General features: G+C 65.0%; 27 protein-coding genes. 2 read left to right on the top strand and 25 right to left on the bottom strand.

Annotation, left to right across the window (positions count from 1 at the left end):
• Positions 1-170 precede the first annotated feature (170 nt).
• The gene (locus ACK4FB_RS08260; RefSeq protein ID WP_409750406.1) at positions 171-869 is read right to left on the bottom strand and encodes a carboxypeptidase-like regulatory domain-containing protein; all 699 of its coding nucleotides are present in this window, start codon (positions 867-869) and stop codon (positions 171-173) included.
• Positions 870-1,077: 208 nt separating this feature from the next.
• Here ACK4FB_RS08260 and ACK4FB_RS08255 point away from each other — a divergent pair, with 208 nt between their 5' ends.
• Entirely contained in the window at positions 1,078-1,920 is an 843-nt protein-coding gene (locus ACK4FB_RS08255; protein ID WP_409750403.1) for a hypothetical protein, read from the top strand.
• A 263-nt stretch (positions 1,921-2,183) separates the two neighbouring features.
• Here the strand turns inward: ACK4FB_RS08255 and ACK4FB_RS08250 are convergent, their stop codons facing one another.
• From ACK4FB_RS08250 to ACK4FB_RS08220, 7 genes are all read right to left on the bottom strand, one after another.
• Positions 2,184-2,525, bottom strand: coding sequence for an Hpt domain-containing protein (locus ACK4FB_RS08250; RefSeq protein WP_409750400.1), 342 nt, complete (start codon positions 2,523-2,525; stop codon positions 2,184-2,186).
• A 348-nt stretch (positions 2,526-2,873) separates the two neighbouring features.
• Positions 2,874-3,053: a hypothetical protein gene (locus ACK4FB_RS08245; protein WP_409750397.1), complete on the bottom strand. Its 180-nt coding sequence runs from the start codon at positions 3,051-3,053 to the stop codon at positions 2,874-2,876.
• Complete coding sequence (locus tag ACK4FB_RS08240) at positions 3,040-4,227, bottom strand: hypothetical protein (RefSeq protein ID WP_409750394.1); 1,188 nt, start codon at positions 4,225-4,227, stop codon at positions 3,040-3,042. The genes ACK4FB_RS08245 and ACK4FB_RS08240 overlap by 14 nt, the downstream gene beginning before the upstream one ends.
• Before the next feature lie 174 nt (positions 4,228-4,401).
• On the bottom strand, positions 4,402-4,785 hold the full coding sequence (locus ACK4FB_RS08235; RefSeq protein ID WP_409750391.1) for a hypothetical protein: 384 nt from the start codon (positions 4,783-4,785) through the stop codon (positions 4,402-4,404).
• Complete coding sequence (locus tag ACK4FB_RS08230) at positions 4,782-5,477, bottom strand: glycoside hydrolase family protein (protein ID WP_409750388.1); 696 nt, start codon at positions 5,475-5,477, stop codon at positions 4,782-4,784. Before ACK4FB_RS08230 ends, ACK4FB_RS08235 begins: the two co-directional genes overlap by 4 nt.
• Positions 5,478-5,503: 26 nt before the next feature.
• A complete protein-coding gene (locus ACK4FB_RS08225) occupies positions 5,504-5,710 on the bottom strand; it encodes a hypothetical protein (protein WP_409750385.1) in 207 nt (68 codons plus the stop codon).
• The gene (locus tag ACK4FB_RS08220; protein WP_409750382.1) at positions 5,707-5,952 is read right to left on the bottom strand and encodes a hypothetical protein; all 246 of its coding nucleotides are present in this window, start codon (positions 5,950-5,952) and stop codon (positions 5,707-5,709) included. The genes ACK4FB_RS08225 and ACK4FB_RS08220 overlap by 4 nt, the downstream gene beginning before the upstream one ends.
• Before the next feature lie 190 nt (positions 5,953-6,142).
• On the opposite strand from ACK4FB_RS08220, the gene ACK4FB_RS08215 reads away from it, so the two are divergent.
• Entirely contained in the window at positions 6,143-6,469 is a 327-nt protein-coding gene (locus ACK4FB_RS08215; RefSeq protein WP_409750379.1) for a hypothetical protein, read from the top strand.
• 21 nt (positions 6,470-6,490) lie between these two features.
• Here the strand turns inward: ACK4FB_RS08215 and ACK4FB_RS08210 are convergent, their stop codons facing one another.
• From ACK4FB_RS08210 to ACK4FB_RS08130, 17 genes are all read right to left on the bottom strand, one after another.
• Positions 6,491-7,261 carry a hypothetical protein gene (locus ACK4FB_RS08210; protein WP_409750376.1) on the bottom strand — a complete coding sequence of 257 codons (771 nt, stop codon included), beginning with the start codon at positions 7,259-7,261 and terminating at the stop codon, positions 6,491-6,493.
• A 21-nt stretch (positions 7,262-7,282) separates the two neighbouring features.
• Positions 7,283-9,844 (bottom strand): hypothetical protein, encoded by a 2,562-nt coding sequence (locus ACK4FB_RS08205; RefSeq protein ID WP_409750373.1) that lies wholly within the window; start codon positions 9,842-9,844, stop codon positions 7,283-7,285.
• A 26-nt stretch (positions 9,845-9,870) separates the two neighbouring features.
• Positions 9,871-12,435, bottom strand: a complete 2,565-nt coding sequence (locus ACK4FB_RS08200) for a hypothetical protein (RefSeq protein ID WP_409750370.1) — start codon at positions 12,433-12,435, stop codon at positions 9,871-9,873.
• Entirely contained in the window at positions 12,420-12,818 is a 399-nt protein-coding gene (locus ACK4FB_RS08195; protein WP_409750367.1) for a DUF6950 family protein, read from the bottom strand. Before ACK4FB_RS08195 ends, ACK4FB_RS08200 begins: the two co-directional genes overlap by 16 nt.
• Positions 12,818-13,402, bottom strand: a complete 585-nt coding sequence (locus ACK4FB_RS08190) for a hypothetical protein (protein WP_409750364.1) — start codon at positions 13,400-13,402, stop codon at positions 12,818-12,820. Before ACK4FB_RS08190 ends, ACK4FB_RS08195 begins: the two co-directional genes overlap by 1 nt.
• Complete coding sequence (locus ACK4FB_RS08185; RefSeq protein WP_409750361.1) at positions 13,392-14,081, bottom strand: hypothetical protein; 690 nt, start codon at positions 14,079-14,081, stop codon at positions 13,392-13,394. Before ACK4FB_RS08185 ends, ACK4FB_RS08190 begins: the two co-directional genes overlap by 11 nt.
• On the bottom strand, positions 14,081-16,582 hold the full coding sequence (locus ACK4FB_RS08180; RefSeq protein WP_409750358.1) for a tape measure protein: 2,502 nt from the start codon (positions 16,580-16,582) through the stop codon (positions 14,081-14,083). The genes ACK4FB_RS08185 and ACK4FB_RS08180 overlap by 1 nt, the downstream gene beginning before the upstream one ends.
• Positions 16,575-16,832 carry a hypothetical protein gene (locus ACK4FB_RS08175; RefSeq protein WP_409750355.1) on the bottom strand — a complete coding sequence of 86 codons (258 nt, stop codon included), beginning with the start codon at positions 16,830-16,832 and terminating at the stop codon, positions 16,575-16,577. The genes ACK4FB_RS08180 and ACK4FB_RS08175 overlap by 8 nt, the downstream gene beginning before the upstream one ends.
• Positions 16,829-17,215 (bottom strand): hypothetical protein, encoded by a 387-nt coding sequence (locus tag ACK4FB_RS08170; protein ID WP_409750352.1) that lies wholly within the window; start codon positions 17,213-17,215, stop codon positions 16,829-16,831. The genes ACK4FB_RS08175 and ACK4FB_RS08170 overlap by 4 nt, the downstream gene beginning before the upstream one ends.
• A gap of 4 nt (positions 17,216-17,219) precedes the next feature.
• Positions 17,220-17,651 (bottom strand): phage tail tube protein, encoded by a 432-nt coding sequence (locus tag ACK4FB_RS08165; protein ID WP_409750350.1) that lies wholly within the window; start codon positions 17,649-17,651, stop codon positions 17,220-17,222.
• A gap of 84 nt (positions 17,652-17,735) precedes the next feature.
• The gene (locus ACK4FB_RS08160; RefSeq protein ID WP_409750347.1) at positions 17,736-18,170 is read right to left on the bottom strand and encodes a hypothetical protein; all 435 of its coding nucleotides are present in this window, start codon (positions 18,168-18,170) and stop codon (positions 17,736-17,738) included.
• The gene (locus tag ACK4FB_RS08155; RefSeq protein WP_409750344.1) at positions 18,167-18,568 is read right to left on the bottom strand and encodes a hypothetical protein; all 402 of its coding nucleotides are present in this window, start codon (positions 18,566-18,568) and stop codon (positions 18,167-18,169) included. Before ACK4FB_RS08155 ends, ACK4FB_RS08160 begins: the two co-directional genes overlap by 4 nt.
• Positions 18,522-18,932, bottom strand: a complete 411-nt coding sequence (locus tag ACK4FB_RS08150; RefSeq protein WP_409750591.1) for an HNH endonuclease — start codon at positions 18,930-18,932, stop codon at positions 18,522-18,524. The genes ACK4FB_RS08155 and ACK4FB_RS08150 overlap by 47 nt, the downstream gene beginning before the upstream one ends.
• A gap of 298 nt (positions 18,933-19,230) precedes the next feature.
• Positions 19,231-19,770, bottom strand: coding sequence for a hypothetical protein (locus tag ACK4FB_RS08145; protein ID WP_409750341.1), 540 nt, complete (start codon positions 19,768-19,770; stop codon positions 19,231-19,233).
• Between the two features lie 31 nt (positions 19,771-19,801).
• Entirely contained in the window at positions 19,802-19,978 is a 177-nt protein-coding gene (locus ACK4FB_RS08140) for a hypothetical protein (protein ID WP_409750338.1), read from the bottom strand.
• Between the two features lie 241 nt (positions 19,979-20,219).
• Positions 20,220-20,588, bottom strand: a complete 369-nt coding sequence (locus ACK4FB_RS08135; protein ID WP_409750335.1) for a hypothetical protein — start codon at positions 20,586-20,588, stop codon at positions 20,220-20,222.
• On the bottom strand, positions 20,585-21,610 hold the full coding sequence (locus tag ACK4FB_RS08130; RefSeq protein WP_409750332.1) for a hypothetical protein: 1,026 nt from the start codon (positions 21,608-21,610) through the stop codon (positions 20,585-20,587). Before ACK4FB_RS08130 ends, ACK4FB_RS08135 begins: the two co-directional genes overlap by 4 nt.
• Between the last annotated feature and the right edge of the window lie 2 nt (positions 21,611-21,612).

Raw genomic sequence — 21,612 nt, 5'->3', positions numbered from 1 at the left:
AATGCCACTCCCGACCTTTCGGAAATGACGTTCCTCGTCCGTTAGTTTGCGTCTTTCCATGCGTCTTCTTCACATTGGCTCGGGACGTCCGCAACGGGTCATGAGCAGTCACATCCTCAACTCCGGGAAGCGAACCTCCGCCCCGCCGCATGCGCCAGAAACCCTCCCGGTCACTCCGGGCGCGGCATCACGATGGTCCGCTGCGTTTCCATCGCCCTCAGGGGCGCCATCTGGGCCGAGAACAGGGCCCTGGCCGCTTCCCCCTGCGCGCAGGCGTCAAAGCCAGAAAACGGCAGCACGCGATCCAGATGCTCGATCAGCCCGTCCACGGTGTCGGCGTCCATCCAGTCCGGCGGGCTGTGGCGATCAAGGCGTCCCATATAGGCCGCCACATGCACCGCGTGATGCTGGTCGGGCCGCTGGATGCAGTCGCGCATCAGGGCGTGCAGCGGCGTTTCACCGGCCTCGGCCGAAAACATCAGCACCGGCGCCACGTACAGGGTCGGGCCCGGCCCCGACCAGCTGTTGACGAAGCCGGCGGTGGCGTAGCCGTCCGCCAGACCCGGCGCGGACACCCGCACCTGTCGCGCATCGCGAAACACCCCGCCGCCCAGCGGATGGGTGAGGATCAGACGCCTTTCGGTGCGGCCCTCCAGGGTGAAGCCGCCGTCCGCCCCCGTGACCACCGTCGGCCCGTCGTCGGGGCGGGCATGACGCACCTGCGCCCCCTCCACCGGCTGACCGGTTCCGGCATGGATCACCACGCCCCGCGTGTCCGGCGCCAGAACCACGTCGCTTTGGGTGATGCAGGCTGTCAGGCCAAGACAGGCCGCCAGCGCCGCCAGGCCCTTCACCGCCGAACGCCCCATGCCCGCCGCTCCTCGCCATCCCGAAGCCGTCACCCTAACCCGGCGCGGGCGAAGGGCAACGCCCGGGCGCCCCGCAAACCCCGGGGCTGCATCCACCGCCCCCGTTAATCCCGCATTTTCTCAAGCCAATGCCTCTCAAAACAAGGCCCCGACCAGAAAATCCCGCCTTTTGCACCGCCGTGTCCGGGGGCGCCTCACACTGTCCGGCATGGACATCAAATTCAGATACCTCCCCGACAGCCCGCCCGCCTTTGACGCCGCCAAGGCCCGCGCCTGCTGGGCCGCCGCAAGGGCCGACTATCTGGCCGGCGGGAGCGCGCCCGAGGTGTGCGAGCGCCACGGCCTCAGCCTGCGCACCTTCCGCCATCGCGCGAAAATCGAAGGCTGGCGCCGCGCCGACCAGCCCGCCCCCTCTCTCGCCCCGGACCCGGCATCGGCGTCACAGGACGAGCCCCTTGTCATCCCGGACGCGCCGACAGGCGCGATCCGGGACCAGCCCCTCACCACCCTGGAGATGGTCGACAAATGCTGGGCCATGCTTCAGGCCGCCGTGGCCGCCGGCCAGCTGATCCAGGCCCGCGGCTGGCTGCGCCTGTACCGTGAGCTCAAGCCGCTGGTGCCCTATGCGGAGATCGAGGCCCGCGACGCGCAGCAGGCCCGCGAGGCGGCCCATAGCGCCTCCGGGGTGGAAGACATTGCACGGCCCTTGCACTGTTTTTCCGCTCCGGAGGCCCACACGCCCGAACCCGAACCGCCCCAGCCAGACCCAGAGCCCGAACCGGACCCCACCGGCGATCTGGTGCGCCTCACCACCCGTCTGGCCGCCATCGCCCGCCAGGCGGAAAAGGCCGCCCTCCAGCCCGACCTTGCACCCCCGTTGCACTGTTTTTCGGACCCGGAGTGCAACCCCGCCGACGACCTCACCCGCCTCGTCGCCGAGCTGGAAGCCCTCTCCGGCAAGGCCGAACGCGCCATCGCCGACGAGGCCCTTGCACTCCGGTTGCACTGTTTTTCGGGCGCCGAGGGCAATGACGCCGGCCCCGCCCCCTGACCCGCCTTGTCATCCCGGAAGCGCCGTCAGGCGCTATCCGGGACGGGGCGGTACGGTCCGCCCCCTCTATCCGCTCACCCCGGCGAAGGCCGGGGCCCAGATCATAAGGCTGGATGGTTGGAAATCCTGACTCAGATAAAATTCGCGGAGGCCGAGCCTGCCATCTGGATCCCGGCCTTCGCCGGGATGAGCGGGCTTCAAACATGCCTTCCCGGCTCTCCGCTGCGCTGCGGCCGGGATGACAAGGGCGCCCCCGCCGCGCCTCAGCCCTTCAGCGACCGCAGCATCAGCTCATGCCGCCAGGCCGCCACGTCGGCCAGCGCCCGGTCCAGTTCGTCGCGCACCCGCCCCAGCCCGGCGCCGTCCCCGGCCTCCGCCTCGGCGCAGGCGCGGGCCAGGTCGCCGGCCCCGATGCCCGCCGCCGCCCCGCGCAGGGTGTGGGCCGCGTCGCGCCAGCCGTCGGTCCCGGCCTCCAGCATGGGCGCCCACAAGGCCGCCTGTTCCGCGAACAGGGCCAGCACCTCTTCCGACACGCCGTCGTCCCCGCCGGTGGTCCGCTCCAGCACCGAGAAATCCACCGCCCCGCTCAGATCCCGCCTCGCCATCACGCCCTCCATTCCCGTCCGGCATCATGACCCACGCAAAAGCCTTGCGAAAGCACCCATGAGCTAGTAGGAGGTCCGCCCTTCGCCGGATGCGTCCGGCGAGGCGTACGATGGTTCGGGTGATTAGCTCAGTTGGTAGAGCAGCTGACTCTTAAGCACCTGTTTCTCCCGCAAAAACAACGCATCCACTGTAAAACGCGCCGAAATCGGCCTGTTTGAAATCAATGCGTTGCGCGCGGTTTGTAAAACGCAAAAACCGCCCGCCACCCCGTAAAGGGCAGCGGGCGTAATAGCCATTATCTGGGGTGTAGTGGGGCTAAGGCGGGTTTATCGCCCAGAGACGGGCGGTTACCCCTCTTCCTCATCCTCCCAGTCCACCTCTCCGGGGAACGGCTTGTCATATCCGTACAGGCCGTGCTTTCGGCCATAGCGGACGCGGCGGCGGGAATATCGCTTCTGCTTTTCAGCTTGGACCGCCATCCATTCCAGATGTTCCGGGGAGCCGAGGATGAAGTCAGGCGGCGGCATCGAACACACCGAGCATTTCAGGGCGGGTCGTGGTCCGCGCTACCTCGCCATATGCATCGTGGTAGGTGACCAGCAGACAGCCGCGCCTCGAAATCAGCCCCTTGCCTAGCGCGTAGTCGTCGGAGGGGGCCAGGGACGGGTGCTGAGTGGCCAGAAGCCCCCCGCGCTCCTTCTCATGGATATGATGCTGATGTCCTGCGTGCGCGTAGGCGTATTCGGCCTCGCCCCACATGGGTCTGAACATGGAGGCGAACACCCCGGCGAGATCGGTCAGCTTCGCCCCGTGGCCGTGGTGAACGCAGATCATCACCTTGCCGAAGCGCAGGGCGTAGTATGGCACTTTCGACTGCACGACGGAAAGGCGCGGCTCGCCGGAATAGATGCGCGCCAGCATTTTCCGCATGAACACCGACGACGCAAGGTCGTGGTTGCCTTCGGCCCAGATGACGTGAACCTCTCGGTGCGACTTGAGGGCTGCGTCAATGACATAGACGGCCACGTCGAGTACCGCATCCACCATGTCGTCAAAGTCGCCATCGGAGTGGAGGACGTGCTTTGACCGGGGCGTGACCGGCGACAGGCCGTCATAGTGTGCCGCGTCACCGCCGAAGCAGACCACGATGCGTTGGGCCTTGGGCGCTCGCTCGATGGCGTTCGCCGCGCTGGCCATGATGGTCCGCTTGGCCGTGGCGACATCCCACCGGCCCGCCGGATCGTCGGAACTGATCTTCTCCCCGATATGCATGTCGAACAAGCCGAGGAAGTTGGTCAGGCTGGCGTTCGTGGCGGGCGGCGGCGCGATGGCGGGGAACCTGGGGAAGTCCTGCAATCGCTCGTCGCATCGGGCGATGATGTCCTCTAATCTCTGGCCTTCGGGATGCTGGCGCTCCCACACCCGCTCCACCCCGCCCGGCCCGCGCTGGACGGTGACCTTCCCCATCCGATACCCGGGGGCGGTCCCGTCATTCCAGTGGCCCGGCGCGTGGCCTTTCTCTGCCGCCCGCTTCCTTACGTCCGCCAGCACCTTGCGGACGTATCGTTCATCAATCCCAAGTTCTCGCACCGCCTCAATGACGCTGCTGTGCCGGATGACCGACTCGACGTATTCGCGCTGGCGGTCCGTCTGGCAAAACTGGAGAAAGGTTTCGTCCAGCGGTTCGGGTCTGGGGCTCACTCGCCTTGCTCCGGTTGCGGGCAATCAAGCCCCGGCATTCCCATGCGGTCGAAATGGCGGCAGAGTCGGGCAACGGCTGCCCAACCGCGCTCGCCGTGAGCCTCTAGGGCGTTGTCGTATTTCTCCCCGGCCACGCGGCTGGTCAGAACCTCAACCGGCGGAACCGGCTTGGGCTCAACCGCCAAGTCCTGCGCAGGCGGGAAGGCCATCATTGCCGGACTCCCGCAACTGGCGACAACGACGGCGCAACTCACGATCATCAGGCACGGCATCAGGGAGGGCTTCGGCATCGTCGTCTCGCTCCTGTTGGCGATCACGGATGGTGAGGGTATCGTTCAGACGCTCCGCAGAGGCAGTTTCCCGGCTGCTGGAGGCCCTTTGTTCGGTTTTGGCTTGCTCTGCGGCCTGACGGGCTTTCTCGCCCTGTGCGGCCCTGTGAGCGCAATAGCCGCCGAAGGAGAGGACCAGGATCAGCAGACCGATGGCGGCCCAGACTTGCCATGGGGTGTTGCGGGCCAGTGCGCGAGCGCCGGACAGTAGCTTGATGGCCCAGATCATGCGGCCCCCAGTGCGAGAGCGATGTCCGCGCGAATGTCCACCTTGCGGGCGCTGGACCAGCGGGGGGAATAGGAGGGCTTGCTGACGTCATAGACGGTCGCCTTCCCTTCGCCGGACCACTTGCCGTCAAAGAACAGGTCGCGTTCCTTCTCACGGCGGGGGATGATTTCGGCGGGCGAGCGCCAGTTCATGATCTCAGCGCGGGCCTTTTCCAGATCCCCGGCCTTGAAGGACTTGACCCATGAGGCCGTCTTGATGGCGCCGGTGTTGTAGTGGAAGCTTAGTGCCGCGCCGTATTGAGCCTCGCTCAGCGTGTGGCCGGCGAACGCCGTCAGCACCTCGGGGCCGTATTTCGTGCGGCAGAGCCACAGGAAAATCTCGATGCACCGGGCGATGGTCTGGGGTTTGTCCTTATAGCGATCAACGTTGTGGCCCGAGGCGTTCGTGACGCCGATGCCCCATGTCCCGACCCGCTTGCTGTCCAGATACCACTCCGGCACGATGGCTTCATGGCCGATCAGTTCCAGGGCCATGCGTTCGGTGATCGTACCGGGCGTGTAGGCCGTAGCGGGTTCCGCTACATCCGCCGTCAGCGCGCCGAACGTCTTCTCCCCCGCCCAGCCGTCAGCCGTCAGCCCATGCGCCTGTTGAAAGACCATGACGAACCGCTCGTTGTCCGCAGCTTTGGACATCGCGTTCTCCTGGATTGTAGTGGGGGTCAGCCTTCGGGATGCGTGCCCGGGCGGTTGCGGGTGTTCTCCCACGACCGGAAGCCGTAGAGGGCGATCAGGACCGCGCCCGATGCGGTGATTATCCCTGCATCCTGTGCGGAGAATATCGCCGTCGCCGTCGCCGTGCCGGTGGCGATCAGGCAATAGGGCCGGGCCAGATCACCGATCAGATGCTTCAATTGCTCCACGGTCATTGCGGAGCCCTCGCCTCATACCGGGCCGCCTCGATGTCAGCTTGGGTGTGGTCCCAAAGCTGCACGGCCATCCAGCTCATCAGGCTGAACGCGATGCCAGCGCCAAGCCTGATCACCCACTTCATCCCGTCCTTCAAGTCGCGGATGCTGGCGTTCAACTCCCCATAGCGGAGGGCGCACTCAGCCTCGTGCTTGTCCTGCGCTGCGTCCACGCGGTCGATTTCCCGCTGAAGCTTCGTCATTGAAGGTCGGCTGTCAGGCATAGCGGTGACTCGCTTTCGTGAAGGGGATGGTCCAGCTTTCAGCCGCCGCGCGTGGTGCGGCTGGCCGTGACTGGTCAGTCGGGGCCGTGGGGGTGGTGAGACACCCTCACGGCTGCGGGCATGAAAAACCCCGCTGGCGAGGCGGGGCTGTTCGGAGTAGATTGGCGGGATGGAAAAGAAGCCTGACGAACGTCTGCCCGCCGATAGCGGTGTGTTTTTCAACTGCTTCCCGATCGAGCCGGGCAAGGGTAGCGCAGCATACCCGGAAGGGACCTCGGTGGCCGCCGAGCAGATGCGCAAGGTTATGGAAGACGCCGGGGCCGGGGAGTTCTTTGTCTCGGAATCGAACTACGACTTCCCGACCACAAGCTACGAGTCCTTCCCCATCCACCCCGGCTTTACGACCAGCGAGATAGCGGAAGTGCTCCAACTCCTTGAGAGCGGCCAACTGGACGGCCAAGTCATCGGCACGAGTTTCCCCGCAAAGAGCGACTAGGCCAAGGGCTGTGGTCAGGCGCTAGGAACCCAACTCCACCAGTTCAAGCTGGGCAGCAACTTCACGGAGAACATTCGCGACTTGGCCCCGCTGTGTTTCGTCGTGCATGCCGGGGAAGCAGATAGCGCCGCCGATATCAGCGTGCTTCGTGTAAATGCCGAAAGCATCCCCGACCGCAATCGGATAGGCGCCGATGGCGGGATCGTTGGACATGCTTGTGGGCGTCGGGTTGTTGCCGCCGGATACGCTAGCGGAATCCCCGCTGTGGTTGATCAAGCGGTGCTTCCACGTGCCCGCATCCAGGTATCGGTGCCAGCTGATGACGCGCCACAGGTTGGCGGTGCCGGTCGGCAGGTTCAGCACGTTCGTGGTCAGGTTGCCCGCGCCGTCATAGGTCTGGGCGCGAATGGCCGAGTTGGTCAGGAAGTAGAGCGCGCTGCCCCGGCTGGCCGCCTGTCGGAAGTTGCTGATGAATGGCGCTCTTGCGTCAGAGGCCGACCCGATGTCCGTGTCGGACGAACGAACCAGCGCATACCAGCTCATAGCCTCCGTCTCACGGACTCGCCCGTGGACAGCCTCGCCGGGGGTGAAGCGGAAATAACCGTCGAACACATCCGGTGCGGATGTCACCACCCGGTCGGCGGGAGCGCCGCGATCACCGCGCACCATATTGAACGAACAGTGCAAGATCGAGTCCGCATCACTCTCTCGCGCCTGCCCGAACACATGGGCGAACACGGGATCAGTTGGGAGGCCGTCGAAATAGGCCCCGTCCATTTGCCAGTTTTGCATTACCATAGGGATCGCTCCAGATCAGAGAATGACGGAAATGTCTTCGACCGCGCACTGGCCGCGAAGGCAGGGCTGACCGAAGTCTGAGATGATTTGGTCGCGGATGTAGCGGCCGGTCGGGTGGTTCTCGTCCAGTACTTCTTCAAAAGCCTCCGACCAGTAACGGTCCTCCGCCCTGAATACCGGCTTGAGCTTTTCCAGACCCGGAGGCGGAACGAAGCTGTCGCGCAGGAAGACCGCGCCGTTGTCCAGTTCCTTGTCCTCGCCCGCCCGAACAAAGGGGAAGGCCGACAAGTCCTCGTCGCACTCGCCAACCAGGATGTGATTGTATGCCGGGTGGGGCGCGATGCTCTTGATGCTGGCCCGGGCCGCACCCGCCGCTGAACTCACCTTGAATGAGAACCCGAGGTGAGCCAGCATCATCTCCACTGACCCATAAGGCATGGACGCCGCGCGCAGCGGCGGATACTTGGTGGGGCAGACGATGATGAAGCGCCGACCCTTGCGATAGGCGATGAACGGGCGAGGCTGGTAGAGCATCTCGCGGCGGGTCAGCAGATAGTGGGTCAGTATGGCGAAGCGCAGGCCCGCCTTGGCCTTGCCGGCCAGAGTCAGGTGCCAGTCGTTGTCCACTGGGAAGTCGAACCCGGTCCCGGCGGCGATGTTGCCGGACGAGTGGAATTCGTGGTCCGCCCCCGCGCAGAACCAGAATGCGTTCTCGCCTGTGAAATCGAAAGCCATCTGCTGGTGAGCGAGGCCCGCCGTCATCTGAATGGAACTGTAACCCCCGCCGCCGGTCTGGATGAACATGAAAGGCGGATCACCGTTCTGTTCCGCGAACTCCGCATCAACCTCAGCCCGAACAGCAGTGCTGTAGCCGTGCATGAATGCGATGTAGTCTGACACCGCCGTTGGCCCGCTCACACCTTCGGTCGCGGGACCATGCCAGACGTAGTTGGCGTCGTTACACATGTCCCCGGAGCCGACAACTTCCTTGAATATCGATACCGCATCAAGGATGCGGGACAGACCGTCACCGGAGAACACTGCCGCCGCTGAGGCATCCGCAAGGGCGCCGTTCATGGGGACCACGAACCGACCCGAAACCAGGGCAGTACGGCCATCCCACACGCGGTTCATCTGCTCTTCCGCGATGATGATGGTGGGCTCAACAGCCCCCGCCCGCGCGTTGTCGGGATAGTTCCCGGTGGCCACATCGGCGGCGGTGTAGAAGCCATCGACGTTCGTCGGACGCCGCATCCGCTCCACCAGCGGGTAGAGGGTGCGGCTTTCAGGAGCGCCGACAAGGAAGTTCGACGCCACAGTCTGGCTGTTGTTGACGATATACGTTCCGGTCCCGCCCGTGCCTGTTCCAAGGCCGGTGATGGTCGTTCCGCCCGACACGGGGTTGGTGATCGCCCCGTTCCCCTGCACAGCCATGCCGACCGTGATGACGCCCTGCTGAACCGCCGTGACGGTCATGGTTGTGCCGCTGATCGACGCCGTGAAATGGGCATCCGCGAAGGACCGGAAGTCAGGGCCGGTGAACACGCAGCGGGAGTCGGGGCCGATGGAGCGACCGGGATTGTCCAGACCCAGCGTGGCGATCGCGGTTCCGGTCAGCCATACCCCGGCCCCCCGCGCCTGGGCAGGGAAGGACTGGCCATTGACCGATCGGAAGTTGTAGCCGGTGATCGACCGCGCCAGATAGGACAGGCTGATATTGTTCAGGCGCAGGACTTCAGCGGCCCCGATTGCATCGGCCGCCGCCAGTTCGGCATCCGTGAATTCGTCCCATTCGGAACCGTAATCGCGCCTGCCTCCGAGGGGATACGCAATCCCTGCCTCGTCAACATGCACTAGAATGCCATCGCGTGGCACGATCCGGCGCGCTCCCCCAAGCGTTGTGATTGCCCCATCGGCATGGTCGTAACCGACCGGGCCTTTAAACGGAAACTTGATCCCCGCCGGATCAGTGCCATATCCGCGCCCGACCGAAAAGGTGTGGCCCACCATCTCTTCGGCTTCATCATCGAACGTGACGACCGTATCAGCCAACTCGTCCAGTTGCTCTTGAATGGCGTCGTAGTTCGCGAACTGCCCGGTCTGGATGAAGGTGATCGCGGTTGAGCCGATTTCCGGGGCGGAGGGGTTGGAACAGGTCCACGTTGTGCCTGCATAGGTATCGCCTTCAAGCACCAGGAACGTGGATCCCGGAAACTCCGAGGGTTCGTTCATGTCCTCAGCGCGGGCGGCGGTTCCTGCTGCCGCCGGAACCACGTAGACCCCATTCTGGGAAGGCGTGGATTGGCCGATCAACGCAATCCTGTCGCCTGCGGCCAGCGTCACGCCATCGAGCGGGGACCCAGCGTCCACATTGGTGGTCAGGTTGACGTTCGTTGACGTCATGGCCCGGACGGGTTGGCGCCGGACAAGGCCAGACTGGACCGCCTGAACCTCTTCCTCGATCAGGACGAAAAGATCCCGGCCTTCGGCCTTGCTGGGTTTGTTCTCTCCCGAGGCCGGAACGCCATCGGTCACATATTCGCGCAGCCAGCTCGCGCCAGCATCCTTGATGCTCATGATCAGCCTCGATTTTCAGGAATGGATCAGACCGCGCCCACGGCGGTCAGGTAGGTGTTCAGAGCGGCATGAAGAGCCGCCTGCTTGGTGGACCCCAGAGAGCCACCCAGACCCGCCACGCCCAAGGGACGGGTGGAGTAGCTGGTATTGGAGCGCAGCACCGTCACGTTGCCGCCGCCAAGGCCCGTCGAGGTGTTGCTGGTCGAAGCGACGGACGCCCCGTCGTGGTAGCGAACGACCGTTCCTGAAGACGCGCGGTCCCATGCGAACAGGCCCAGAGAGTCACCCACCAACGCCCCGGAGAGACCGGTGGAAGAGTTGGCCGAAACCGCGAAGTTCCCCGCCGCCGTCCGCGCCCTCAGTGCGCTGTCGATTGAGCTTGCGGTGCCGATGTCGTAGGCTGTGTTCGAGGCGACGTTGGCCATGCCCCAAGCGAACATGCAGGCGTCGTTCTGGGCGTAGTTGGCGAGCGTCGAAAGTGCCGCCCCTGCATCAAGGTAGGCCGTCGTCCCGTTGCCTGTGAACCCTTCGTAGGCCGTGAAGCTGGGCGAGCCGAAGGGGGAGAGACGCAGGGACTCCGGGTCCACCAGATTGACCCGTCCGGCCTGCTCGTGGTGCCCGGCATGAAGCCACAGCGCGTCCAGTTCAGCCCAGACCCCGTCGTCCATCAGGCTTTCGATCAGGGTCCGAACTCGGCCGGCCTGTGTCGGTGAGGGCTGAACCTCCAGTTCATCAAGCCATGCCTGCAACGCTACGTCGACCGGGCCAGTCGGGGCCTGCCCGTCCGTGGTGACAGTGTTGGACCATGGCGACAGACTGCTGCCCCCGGTGATGTAGGCGACTTGCACATCAAGCGATGCGGCGCCGGGAACAACGCCCGTCACCAGCGTGACCGTGCCGACATCCGTTACGTCGGTGTGGCTTTCCTCCGCCCACGTCGTCGTCCCGGTCAGGCGCCAGCGCGTCGCCCACTCCAGATCGTTCCGGCTGGGGCCGGTCGCGGTGATCTCCAGCCGGGTCTGGCCAGCCTCGAAGAAGGGCGCAATGCCCGTGATCGCCGGGGCCGCAAGAGCCTCCGGAACAGCCCTGTCACCGACCACAGGCGCCGCGCCCTCTTCGGTCGCCGGGTTCCATGCGTCGATGTTGGGGTCAGCCTGAATGATGTCGAAAACCACCTGCCCCGAAGGGAAGTCGATCTCGACGCCCGTAACCTCGCACACCACGTCGGCCATCGAGCCTGTCGGGCCAAGGTCGGGGTTCTGCACCCGGATATACCGCTGGCCCAGACCGTTCAGGCCATAGATGCCGACGCGGACCTGACCGGAACGAAGCGACTGGAGCCGCGACATTTTCCGCTTGGCCAGACGCCGGGCCTGACTGAACGACGGTACCCACGTCAGTTCGAGGTTTTCGGAATAGACCTTGCCCGCCGCCGTGATGGCGTCTTCATCCCGCCAAGGGTCGCACTGGATTTCGGAATAATCGTGCGCGGCCGATGTGAAGCTGACGATCAGCTCGTTCACGTCTTCTTCGGCTTCTCGCCCGGCCCTCCAGACGTAGCCCTCCAGATGCTCCCCGGTGATGGTGAACGTCGGGGCCTCGTAGCGCCCGGCCTTGATGACCAGTCGCCCCCGTCCGTCCGTGGTCATCCACCCGTCGCAGGAGGCCAGCAGGGCCTGCCTGACCGCATCGGGCTCGATGTCCGCCGGATACCAGCCCGCGCACCGATAGCGGGCCTCTGTGCCCCCTACTTTGGCCACCGACGCGTCGCAATAGTTCGCCTCGACGGTCAGGGCGTCCAGCACAGGCGCGATGCACCGATCCCACGACCGGCCGAACCGCGCCCACTCACAGTGGACCAGCCAGACAATCGGGTTGCTCGTCGCCTTCCATGTGGTCGGGTTTGAGCGGTTCTGGGTTTCGTCGCGCCAGTCGTAGCACTTGGCGCGCTGGACGGCGGACGGGATCGGCTCCCCGTTCGGGAACTCGATGTTGAACTTCTCGCGCTTGGTGTGAGTCGCAAGCATGGCGAGGCTGGACACGCCGTCGCCCCGGTGTGAGGAAGACCAGGTATCGGGGAAGGCGGACACCACCTGCGAGTAGGCCGTTTCGGTCGCAAGGCCCTGCCGGGTGAGGATCTGGACCAGATTTCCCCGGAACCGACCGTCAGCACCCTCGGTGACGTAGCCACCGGAAAGGGTCACAGGATCATCGTTCAGGTAGTAGGCGCCGGAGAACTCCGCAGGGCCTTCCATCAGGGCAGTGACGACACCTAGGGTGTTCCCGCTTGTCTCCCGGTGCATGTAGGCCCCGGCGACGCGGCTATAGTCCCCGACGCCGTAGATGCGGGGAGGACGGGCCTGACGGATCGGACGCCTCCCCGCCTCCGGCTTGGGGATGCTCGGCTGGGCCGCCAGCGAAAGCCCGGCGTAGATGCCGACCACGGACAGGGACGCGGCCCCGACGGCCGCATACATGGAGATGGTGCCCGCCAGCCCCGACGAGACGCCAACAGATGTCAGGCCGGAATAGGTCGCGCCGCCTACCCATGCGCCAACCTGCCCGGCGGCGGCGACTATGAACTCAGCCATGCCGCCCCCCCCCAAGCTCTCTCGACTTCATCTGGCTTGACCGCAGCGAGCCCCTTGCTGGTCGCCACAGCCCACAGCCCGCCAAGACAAACGGCCCCGTAGTGCCGCCCGCCTACCCGGATCAGGCCGATGTCGCCGCGCTTCGGTTCGCTCGTTCTCTGGAGCCCCACGGACTCCGCGCCTTTTGTCATGACGGCCAAGGGGCCACCGCCGCGCTTCAGGATGCGCTCACGACCGAGGGCGGTGCTGTATCGGCCCCGCCATTCCGCCGCCGGGTCCAGACCCGTGACCCGCAGCACCCATTCCGCCGGGAAAAGCTGACAGTCCCACTCGCCGTCCCGAAACCGCCGGGCCGTCGCTTCCTCCAGAAACCGATCAAGCATCAGCTCGGGAACTTGATCGTGGATTCGATGTTGTAGATCGCCGTGCGCTCACAGAAGCGGTCGGTTGCAGACCGGCGGCGCTGATCCTGGTCCGTCAGGTAGGTGAACACAGCGCGGGTCCGGTCCAAAAACAACGCCGACCCCACCGAGAGAGAAACTCCCCGGATTAGGCCGTCTTTTTGGACGGAGGGGACATCCGCTGTGCCGCACCACGGCCACGCTACCGGGGCCACGTCCTGCCACTCACCGTCGAAGAACACGATGCCGACATTGACCGCCGCGCCCTTGACCGTGGCCGCGCCTTCATCCGCAAGAGACAGCAGCGCATCGGTCAGCCCGTCCAGCGAGAACGTCACCCGCTCGGCAGTCCCGCCGATCAGTTGGCGAAGCGCCGGCACTTCCCCGACAATGCCGATGCCGGTGAAGGTCGCGCCTTCCGGGTCCAGTTCGTCGCCGGGCGCGGTGGCGTAGTCGCCCACTCCCGTCCACAGCCAGAACACCTGTTCCGTCGTCTCGATCCTGACCAGCAGAGCATAACGCGGCGCCTCAAGCGCCGACATGACCGCCGCCTGTTCAGGAAGCATCGAACGACTCCACCCACACGGCTTCGCACGTCATGTGGCGGGCCACGTTCAGGGCGCTGAGAAAGTCCCGCGCATTGGCCAGCCGCATGATGCAGCCGGGCTTGTCGAAATCCAGTTCCGTTCCTGCGGTGGCGGCTTCCCGAAGAGGCGGGCGGCATTTGATTTGCTGCACCCCGCCCGACACCTCCCCGACGCTGGCGACCGTGTAGAGCCGCTTGCCGAGGACCGGGTGAACGATGCTGAACCGCTCGCCGCCCTCAAGGGGGGCAACCGCCGTCACGCTGAGTTGCAGCGTCGTCGCGCGAAGGGCCGCATCCGCAGCCAGGGTCACGTCGATCAGCCCGCCCTCATACAGCGTGTCATCGCTGAACGGCGTCCCGTCGCTGTGAGGGACCAGATGGGCCGAATAGCCGTTCGGATAGGGCGCAAAGGGCCGCTCAAACGCCGGGATGATGATGGACGTAGCCCCACCGTCCAGCAGGGCCTCAATCGCCCGCGCCGCTTTGATCTGGGCGGGCCGATGGAAGAAGAACTTCTGCTGACAGGTCCAGAACCCGCCGCCGTCCGTCTTGGCGAAGCGGTTCAGCCCGCTGGCTGAGGTTGGCCCATTGAGAGCCACACCATCAAGCGACCAGCGCTCCTCATAGGGGGTGAGCGTCGTGAAGGGCCAGGTAATCATCAGGGGGTGCCCAGCCTCCGCATACGCTGCTGCATTCCGGGGGCGGACTTCTGGGAAGCCGAGAGCGAGGCCCTGACCGCCTTGTTGCCCTCAGCCTGCGCGATAGGCACGGCCCGCCCGTCAATCGTGGCGATGAGCATGTCGTTATCTAGACTGATGCGGACATCGACGGACTGGCGCTGCTGGCCCCCTTGGCTGGACATGCCGCCGTTGGGGACGATGTAGCCGTCACTGGCGGGAACGAACGTCTCTGCCCCGCCCTCGCCTACCCGGTAGGCCATGCCGCCCTTGACGGAGCCGCCGAACTGACGACCGCCACCGAACAGGCCGCCGATGAAGCCCATGATCCCGCCGCCGCCCGATCCCGAGAAGGCGTCGAAAATCTGATCGGCCAGGTTTTCCAGCAGCCGTTGGCGGAAGCGGTCGGCCACGTTCATCAAGGCCGAGTCCAGCCCGTCAGCAGCGTCAACGAAGATGGACCGGAAAGCATCTCGGGCTTGGCCGGTGCGGAGGGCGTCCCCCAACTGGCGGTCCTCGTTTTCAGCGATGGACCGCGCATCTTCACGGGTCAGTTCAGGGCGAAGGCGCAGAAGCTCGTTGATGCGCTCTTCAATCCAAAGGCGCTGGCTGGCAGCCTCGATTGCGGCGCTGTTCCCGCCCAGCCTCGCAAGCTCCAGTTCGAAGCCCAGCCGGTCGCGGGTGATGGCCAGCTCGCGCTCGGCAAACTCCGCATCCCGCTCAAGCTGGCGTCGGCGGCCCTCAAGGATGGCGTCGATCTCACGCTCGGCATCCTCGAATAGTTCACGCTCCCGCTTCTGCTTGGCGTAGATGTCTGCTTCTTCGCGCAGGCGGGCCAGATCATCTTCAGATGGGCCAGCCGAACGGGCAGCGCCGCTGGAGCCACCTCCACCGCCCGTGTTTGTCGGCGTGACCCTGTAAGCGCCCTGCCGAATGCTGTTCTCGATCTCAGCGAAACGGTAGCCCGCTTGAAACTGTGCCTGAAAGGCAGCGCTGGCCTCGTCCTCCAGGCGCCTGGCCCTGCTATCCAGCGCGGCTTGTCGAAGGGTATCGGCCCCGGTGTCGTCATAGCGGCCGGCGCTCGGCCTGTTTTCCCTTTGAGTGCGGCGCGCCTCTGCACTGTTCCGCGCTTCTTGAGCGGCTTCCGATGCGAGCGCAGCGCGACGAGCGTAGAGTGCGCGTGCTGAATTCAGGGCCGCGACCGCTTCCTCTCGCATTCGCGCGGCATTTTGAGCCGCCGCCGCCGCGTTAGCTCCTGCCGCGTTGGCAGCTTCACGCGAAGCCTGCTCGTAAGCGTTCATCGCGTCGGCCGCACCCTGCGCGGTCGCGTCGATCTCCTGCATGGCGGCCGAAGCCTCTCGGCCACGCATCGCCACATAGGTCAAGCCCGCCGCCACGATGGTAAGCACGGCAATAAGCGGATGACGACTGACAACCAGCATCGCGACATTCAGCCCGCGCAGGGCCGCCGTGAAGCTGATGGTGGCCCCCGTCGCTGCAATGGCCCCCGCGACATAGGCCGTGCCTACGCCAACCGTTACAGCGGCCAGCACGGGGATGATGTCATCCAGGTTGTCGGCAATCTTGATGATGGCCGCCGACATCTTCTCGGTCGCACCGAGGGACTGGTCGGCTTGCCCCACGTATTCGACCAACTTGTTGCCCAGCAGGGTGTAGGCGTCCGCCACAGTCGCAGGCATGGAATCCGCCTCGGCGCGAAGCTGCTCCAGCGACCCGGTGAGCGCCTGAACCAGAACGTCCGTAGTCAGAAGGCCCCTTTCGCCCATCTGACGAAGTTCGGTCGTCGCCACGCCGAGGGAAGCCGCCAGAACCTCAGTGATCCGCCCGCCGCTTTGCAGGACGGTGTTCAGATTGTCGCCGCGCAACTCTCCGAAAGCCATAGCCTTGGACAGCGCATTCATGACGCTTTCGGCTCGCTGGCCCTTGGCCCCCGAAACCACCATGCCGTTGTTCAGGGCTTCCACGAAGTTGAGGGTGGTCTGGGTCGTGTAGCCAAGCTCGCGCATGGCGTTGGCGTTCTGGAGGAACCCTTCCGCCGTCACATCGAGGCTGGAGTAGGTCCGCCGTGCCATCTGGGTCAGCCGGCCCATAACTGCCTCGGCGTTCTCATGCTCTCCAACCGCCAGACGAACCCGGCTATTCAGGTCAGTCCAGGCATCGCCCATGCGGGTGATGGCCCCGATGGAAAACAACGCAGCCAGCGGGGCGGCCATGGCGATGATGGATGCCCGGATCGAGCCCGCCGACGACCTGATTTCGCCCTCGGCTCGCTTCGTCTCCCGAACCATGTCGCGCTGGCCCTTGGCCCAGCCACGGGCAGCATTCTGCCCCCCCCGCTCGTAGTCCTTCTCAGTCCGTTGGACCGACGCTTTCAGATCCTTTTCAGCGTTCTGGACATCGCGGGCCAGTTGGCGGCGAGACGCCCGAAGCTCAAACTCAGCGGAGCCGATCACGTCAGCCATCGGCGCCTCCCTTCCGTCGTTTCTCGCGCCTGAAACGGCGGTCGTTGGCCTTGATCCAGTCCTTGAGGGACTCGGCGGTATTCACTTCAGCTTCGGGCTGATCGTCGGTGTAGTGCGCTTGCGGATGCAGGGATTTCTCCCGCGCGAACCGTTCGGCCCACCAGCCGTGCCCGAGTTCCCGGTGCATGGCCCCGCGACAGGCGAGGCGAAGCAGGTAGAGGGTGGTATCGAGTGTCTCGGCTGCGCTCAACCTCGCGCGAAAACCCGCCTGTAGAGCGTCTTCAACTGCGTCCACAGGCGGATCAGAGGGTTTGCGCTACCCTCGCTTTCGGGCTTGCGGAGGGGGCCGAAGCGGAACAAGGCCCAGGCTTCCGTGATGGCGAAGATGGCCAGTTCCAATGGGGGCTGTTCCCCCTCCAGAACGTCCTTGGCGCTGATCTCGCCGCCCGATGTCAGGTCCAGCAGTTCAGCAAGGGCCTGCCCGTCGCCGGGGAGTCCTTCGATGACAGAGCTGATGCGCGAGACAATGCCGTCGCGACCCATCTGCCCCATGCGCCCGATGGTGAAGCGCAGGGGAACCGTCCGCCCATCCGGCATGGGCAGGCGGACAATCCCGAGGTGTTCGTCACTCACGCGGTTACGCCCACACAGACGCGCCGGTCTGGCGGATTTCAAAGCTCACGGTCAGCTTGCCGTCGATGGGGCCGGTCGGGTCGCCATAGTTGCGAACGAAGGCGTCGAAGGTGCAGGTTTCGCCGCCCGAGATTTCCTCGGCGCCGAAGGTCATGCGGAACTCGACCACATCGTTCTCAATGTTGGCGTCGCGAAGGAACTCCTGAACCGCGTCGCCCGGCTCATAGTGCATCTGGAAGGTGCGGTTGTTGTTGTCGCCCAGACCGGCGATGTATTCCCGGTCATTGCCCACCGAGTCGAAGTCGGTGGCGTCGATCTCATCGACGGTGCGTCCGCCGCCTTCGTTCTGGAACACGCCGGGCACGACTTCCCAATCCGGGGACGAACCGCCGATGTTCACTTCCAGCTTGACGTTGCCTTTGGTCTTGATGGCCATGTGATGATCTCCATGAATGGCAGGCAGGGTTCAGGGCGCCGTGATGGCGTTGGGATCGCGCGCCGCCTGCCACGGTCGCGGGGTTCAGGTGTTCTGCAGTTCCAGGCTGATCGTCACCCGACGCCCGATCACGGACGCCTCGGACGTGGGGCTGGCCACGGGGCCGGTGACGCGGGAGAGGATGGCCTTCCCGCCGGTCACGGTCAGGCTTCCGGGGGCGTTGTGGAACAGGGTCCGCACTCGGCGCATGATGGTGTCCAGCGCGGCGGATGAGCCGGTGTCGAAGGCATAGCCCCGCACGTCCTGCTGAATGGCGCGGCCGTTCTCGGTGAAGGTCTCGGCGCCCTGATCGTTGGAGGGGGCGGCGATGATGAGGCAGGGCTTCACGCCCGTGGCGAACACGAAGCCAGTCGGGGCCTTCTCGTTGAAGATGGCCGGTCCAGTCCCGTAGGTGGCCAGCGCGGCGATCAGGGTCGCGTCCGCACTCAGGCGGCTCCAGATGGTGGCGGTCGAGTTCATGCGCTCTTGGCCCCATTCTTAAACGCCAGCCACAACTGCGCGGCCTTTTCGCCTCTCAGCTTCGACAGATACGGGCGGGCGGCCATGCGCTCAGTGCCCAACTCCAGGGCCTTGGCGTAGGCAGTGTTCGCCACCACGCTCCCGACGTGATCCTCTCCGTCTCGGCGGATCACCGTGTCCGCGTTCGTGTTGGCGCGGAGCGTGTTCGTGTCCGGGGCCGGGGGTTCACCCGGGGCCGAAGCGCGATGGTTGCCGTAGAGTTCCCCCGTTCCGGGGCGGTTCAGCATGTCGTCCTTGAGGATGAATTCCGCCTCACCCAGCGCAGCTCTCAGGCCTCGCTCGGCCGCTTCGTCAGCCAGCGCGTCCATCTTCGTCAGGTCCAGCGCCACCTTCGCCATACTCCCTCCTCCGATCTAGCCACCCCCACAGTTCGCCGCGAAGGATACGCCCGACGTGACCCTGACTGGTGCCCACCAAATCAGCGATCTGCCTCTGAGACATGGACGGGCCTAAGCGTCGAATTCTTTTCACTTGCGCCTCAGTCAAGACGCGTCGCGGTCCCGGCTTTCCTTTGCCGCTCGTCCCGTGCTTCGCTCGATCCATGCAGTTTTCGCTCGGCGTCGCCCACCGCAGATGGTGAGGATTCACACAAGATCGAACCCCGCACGAATGTGCCGCGTGGTGCACCGTTGATGGCGGCGGCCCATTAATTTGTTCGCAGACCCACCGATGCGCGAGAAGCCTCTCCCCATTGAGAGACATTGCGCCATAGCCGTTGGTGTGCACGGCAAACGGCCACATCAGGCAGTCTCCGTCTTCGTGCCCGAGATGGGCCTTCATCCATGAAACTGGCTCACCGGCGGCTGCTGGCGGACGGCCGCCCTCAAGGGGATCGCCATATCGGCGCCACCGAAGATAATGGGCGTTACAAAGCCCTCGGCCAAAGTGTCGCTTGCCGCAGCCCGCGATGTTGCATACGCGTTGCGTAGCCATTCCGATGCTCCTCAACAGCTCGGGTGGTTAGGGCCGATGCGGTGTTACCAGCACCAAGTCGGCCCGTTCAGTTTACACTGTATCGACCAGATAGCCACTGCTCTTCCGGCTCTCCAAAACGACGAGCGGTCCAGCCGCTCATTGACCGAACCTGCCCGCCGATGACCTTGCGGGCCTCAAGGAAGCCCTTGCGGTAAACCTCTGTCCGCAGCCACGGCCCCGGCTCGCGGATATGCCCCGCGTCCTTGTCCATCGGGACGCCGCAAAGGATGACGCCCGTCGCTCCAAGCTGATCTAGCGCCACCTGCGCCATGTAGAGGCCCGATGACCCTCGCCACCGCTCCTTGACGACTTCGGCCTCCAGCCCGGCTCCAGCGCGCCAGACGAAGCGCCGGCAGTCGGTGTTGCGTCCCATCTTTGCACGGGCCTTGAGCCATGCGCCCATGCGTTCCGGGTGAAGGGTCGCCCACCCGTCCAGATGGCCCGTGTAGTCGATCCCGGCGAAGTTCGCGGCCACCATGATCCGGGGCCGGTCGCCTAACAGCCGTTCAGCCTCTTTCAGATCGTCCCAGACGCTCAGGCTTCCGCCGAGGCAGACCGCGATCATGGTCAACCTCCGGTGCGACTAGATGGATAGGCTACTCGGGCAGGGCGCTCTTGTGTCGGAAGACGATCTTGATCTCCAAGTCGCTTCCGTCTCGGGTGACGCTCTTGGCGTAGTCGATCACAACACCATCGCGGAACGCCCGCTCAATGTCTGCCTGAGCGCCGCCGTTCAGGTAGCGGACAGCCTCCTCTCGCGAAGAGGCGGGCATTGGCTCCGTTTTCCACCGGAGAGGCTTCACGCCGCGACCCTCTCCAGTTGATGCCGAGCAATCCGGAAATCCCACGTCCTGCCCACGACCCTGTAGTAGTCGGTCGCCTCGCCCTGCTGAGCGCGAACCACAAGGCTTTCACGACGCGCCCGCGAAAGGTCGATGTCCTGCTGTGTGTGGCGGTAAACGATCACAGTTTCCATGCCCGCAAAATACCATCGTCCACCACAGCGGGCCAGCGTTATCGCGCCTGTAGCTTGTAGAGCACCCCCGCAGGGTCGCCCTTCTTCCCGGTGATCAGGAACGTCTTGTCAGCGAACCCCGCATCCGGGTCAGGGGCGGTGATGGTCCAGCCGTTCAATGGGACGACCGAGAGCGAAGCCGCCAGCACCAGGATCAGCCGATCAGTGGCCGGGATGCCCAGCGCAAGGCGGCGGAAGTCGTTCGGGTCGGTGACGATGACCTTGCAGGGATGATTGACCGGCGACCCCGGTATCCAGCCCCCCTGCCCGTCGCTGGTCTGAGTTCCGGGGACATGCAGCGTCCCGTCCTTGAAGTCGTCCTTAAACGCCTCCAGCATTTCTTCCGCGAGGCCGTCGAGGATGCTCATTGCGACGGCTCCCGTTTGATGCGGATAACGAAATCACACAAACACCCAACCAAATCTGAGGCCCCGGCGCCCATTGACGAGTCGCCCGGATACATCATCCGAGCCCCGGTCGGGCTCGTGAAGGCTTCTTTCAAGCCGACCGTCTTCCCGGCCATCGCAACGTGACTGTCGCGCGGGTTCTTCGCGGCGGTGCGTAGCCACACCTTTTCCAGATCGCTTTCCGCAACCCGGCCCGTGGCCACCAGTTGATCGTAGGCTTCCTGCTTAGACGCCCTGACCGCCGCGTGGCCTTCGTGCTTGCCGATGACCTCGGCTCGGTAGGCCAGCATCCGTGAGCGATAGCCCTCCGCTGCCATCCTAGCCGTGTCGGCAGGAACCGTCGTCCCGTCCCTCAACGCCTTATGAACGGCCCGGTCATAGCGTCTGTCACGACGCGCCCGGGTGAGGTAGTTCCGCAGCCCAGCCGGGTCAGCAGACGCAAGCTCCGCTCTCGCGCTCGCCAGATAGTCCGTTTGCGGGCCTGACAGACCCAGAATTCCACCCGTCCTTTGCCCCGTCGCCCTCGACACCCGCCCCACCAGTTCGGTGATCTGAGCCCGTGGCCCGACGCCATCAATCCGGCCCTGAACCAGCACGGCCCGAACCGCCTCCCGCTGTTCCTCCACCAGACCCGTGATCAGGCGCGAGGAATGCTCTCTGAGCCACCTCTCAGCCCCCGGATCGCCCGGGTTGAACCGGAACCCTATCCCGACCGATGCAGGGACCGTCTGGGCCGTCAGAGCGCCCCCGGTGGCGTATGCCTCCCTGATCTTGGCCTCCAGATTGGCGAAGGCCGCGCGGTCAAGGTTCATGGCCTCAACGGCGGCCTCGATGTTCCCCTGCTCAATCGCAGCGATGACCCGTTGCAGGTCCGCGCCTTCTTTCAGATCCTGCACAGCCAGACGGAACGCCTCGGCAATCTCTCGACCATAGCGGTTCAGCGCCTCTTCGTAGAGGCGGCGGGCCTGTCTGCGGTTGGGCATGG

Origin of the sequence: Brevundimonas sp., from assembly GCF_046299535.1 — a bacterium.
Taxonomy (GTDB): domain Bacteria; phylum Pseudomonadota; class Alphaproteobacteria; order Caulobacterales; family Caulobacteraceae; genus Brevundimonas.
The sequence above is the reverse complement of the archived record's forward strand: the minus strand, read 5'-3'. Positions and strand labels throughout refer to the sequence as shown.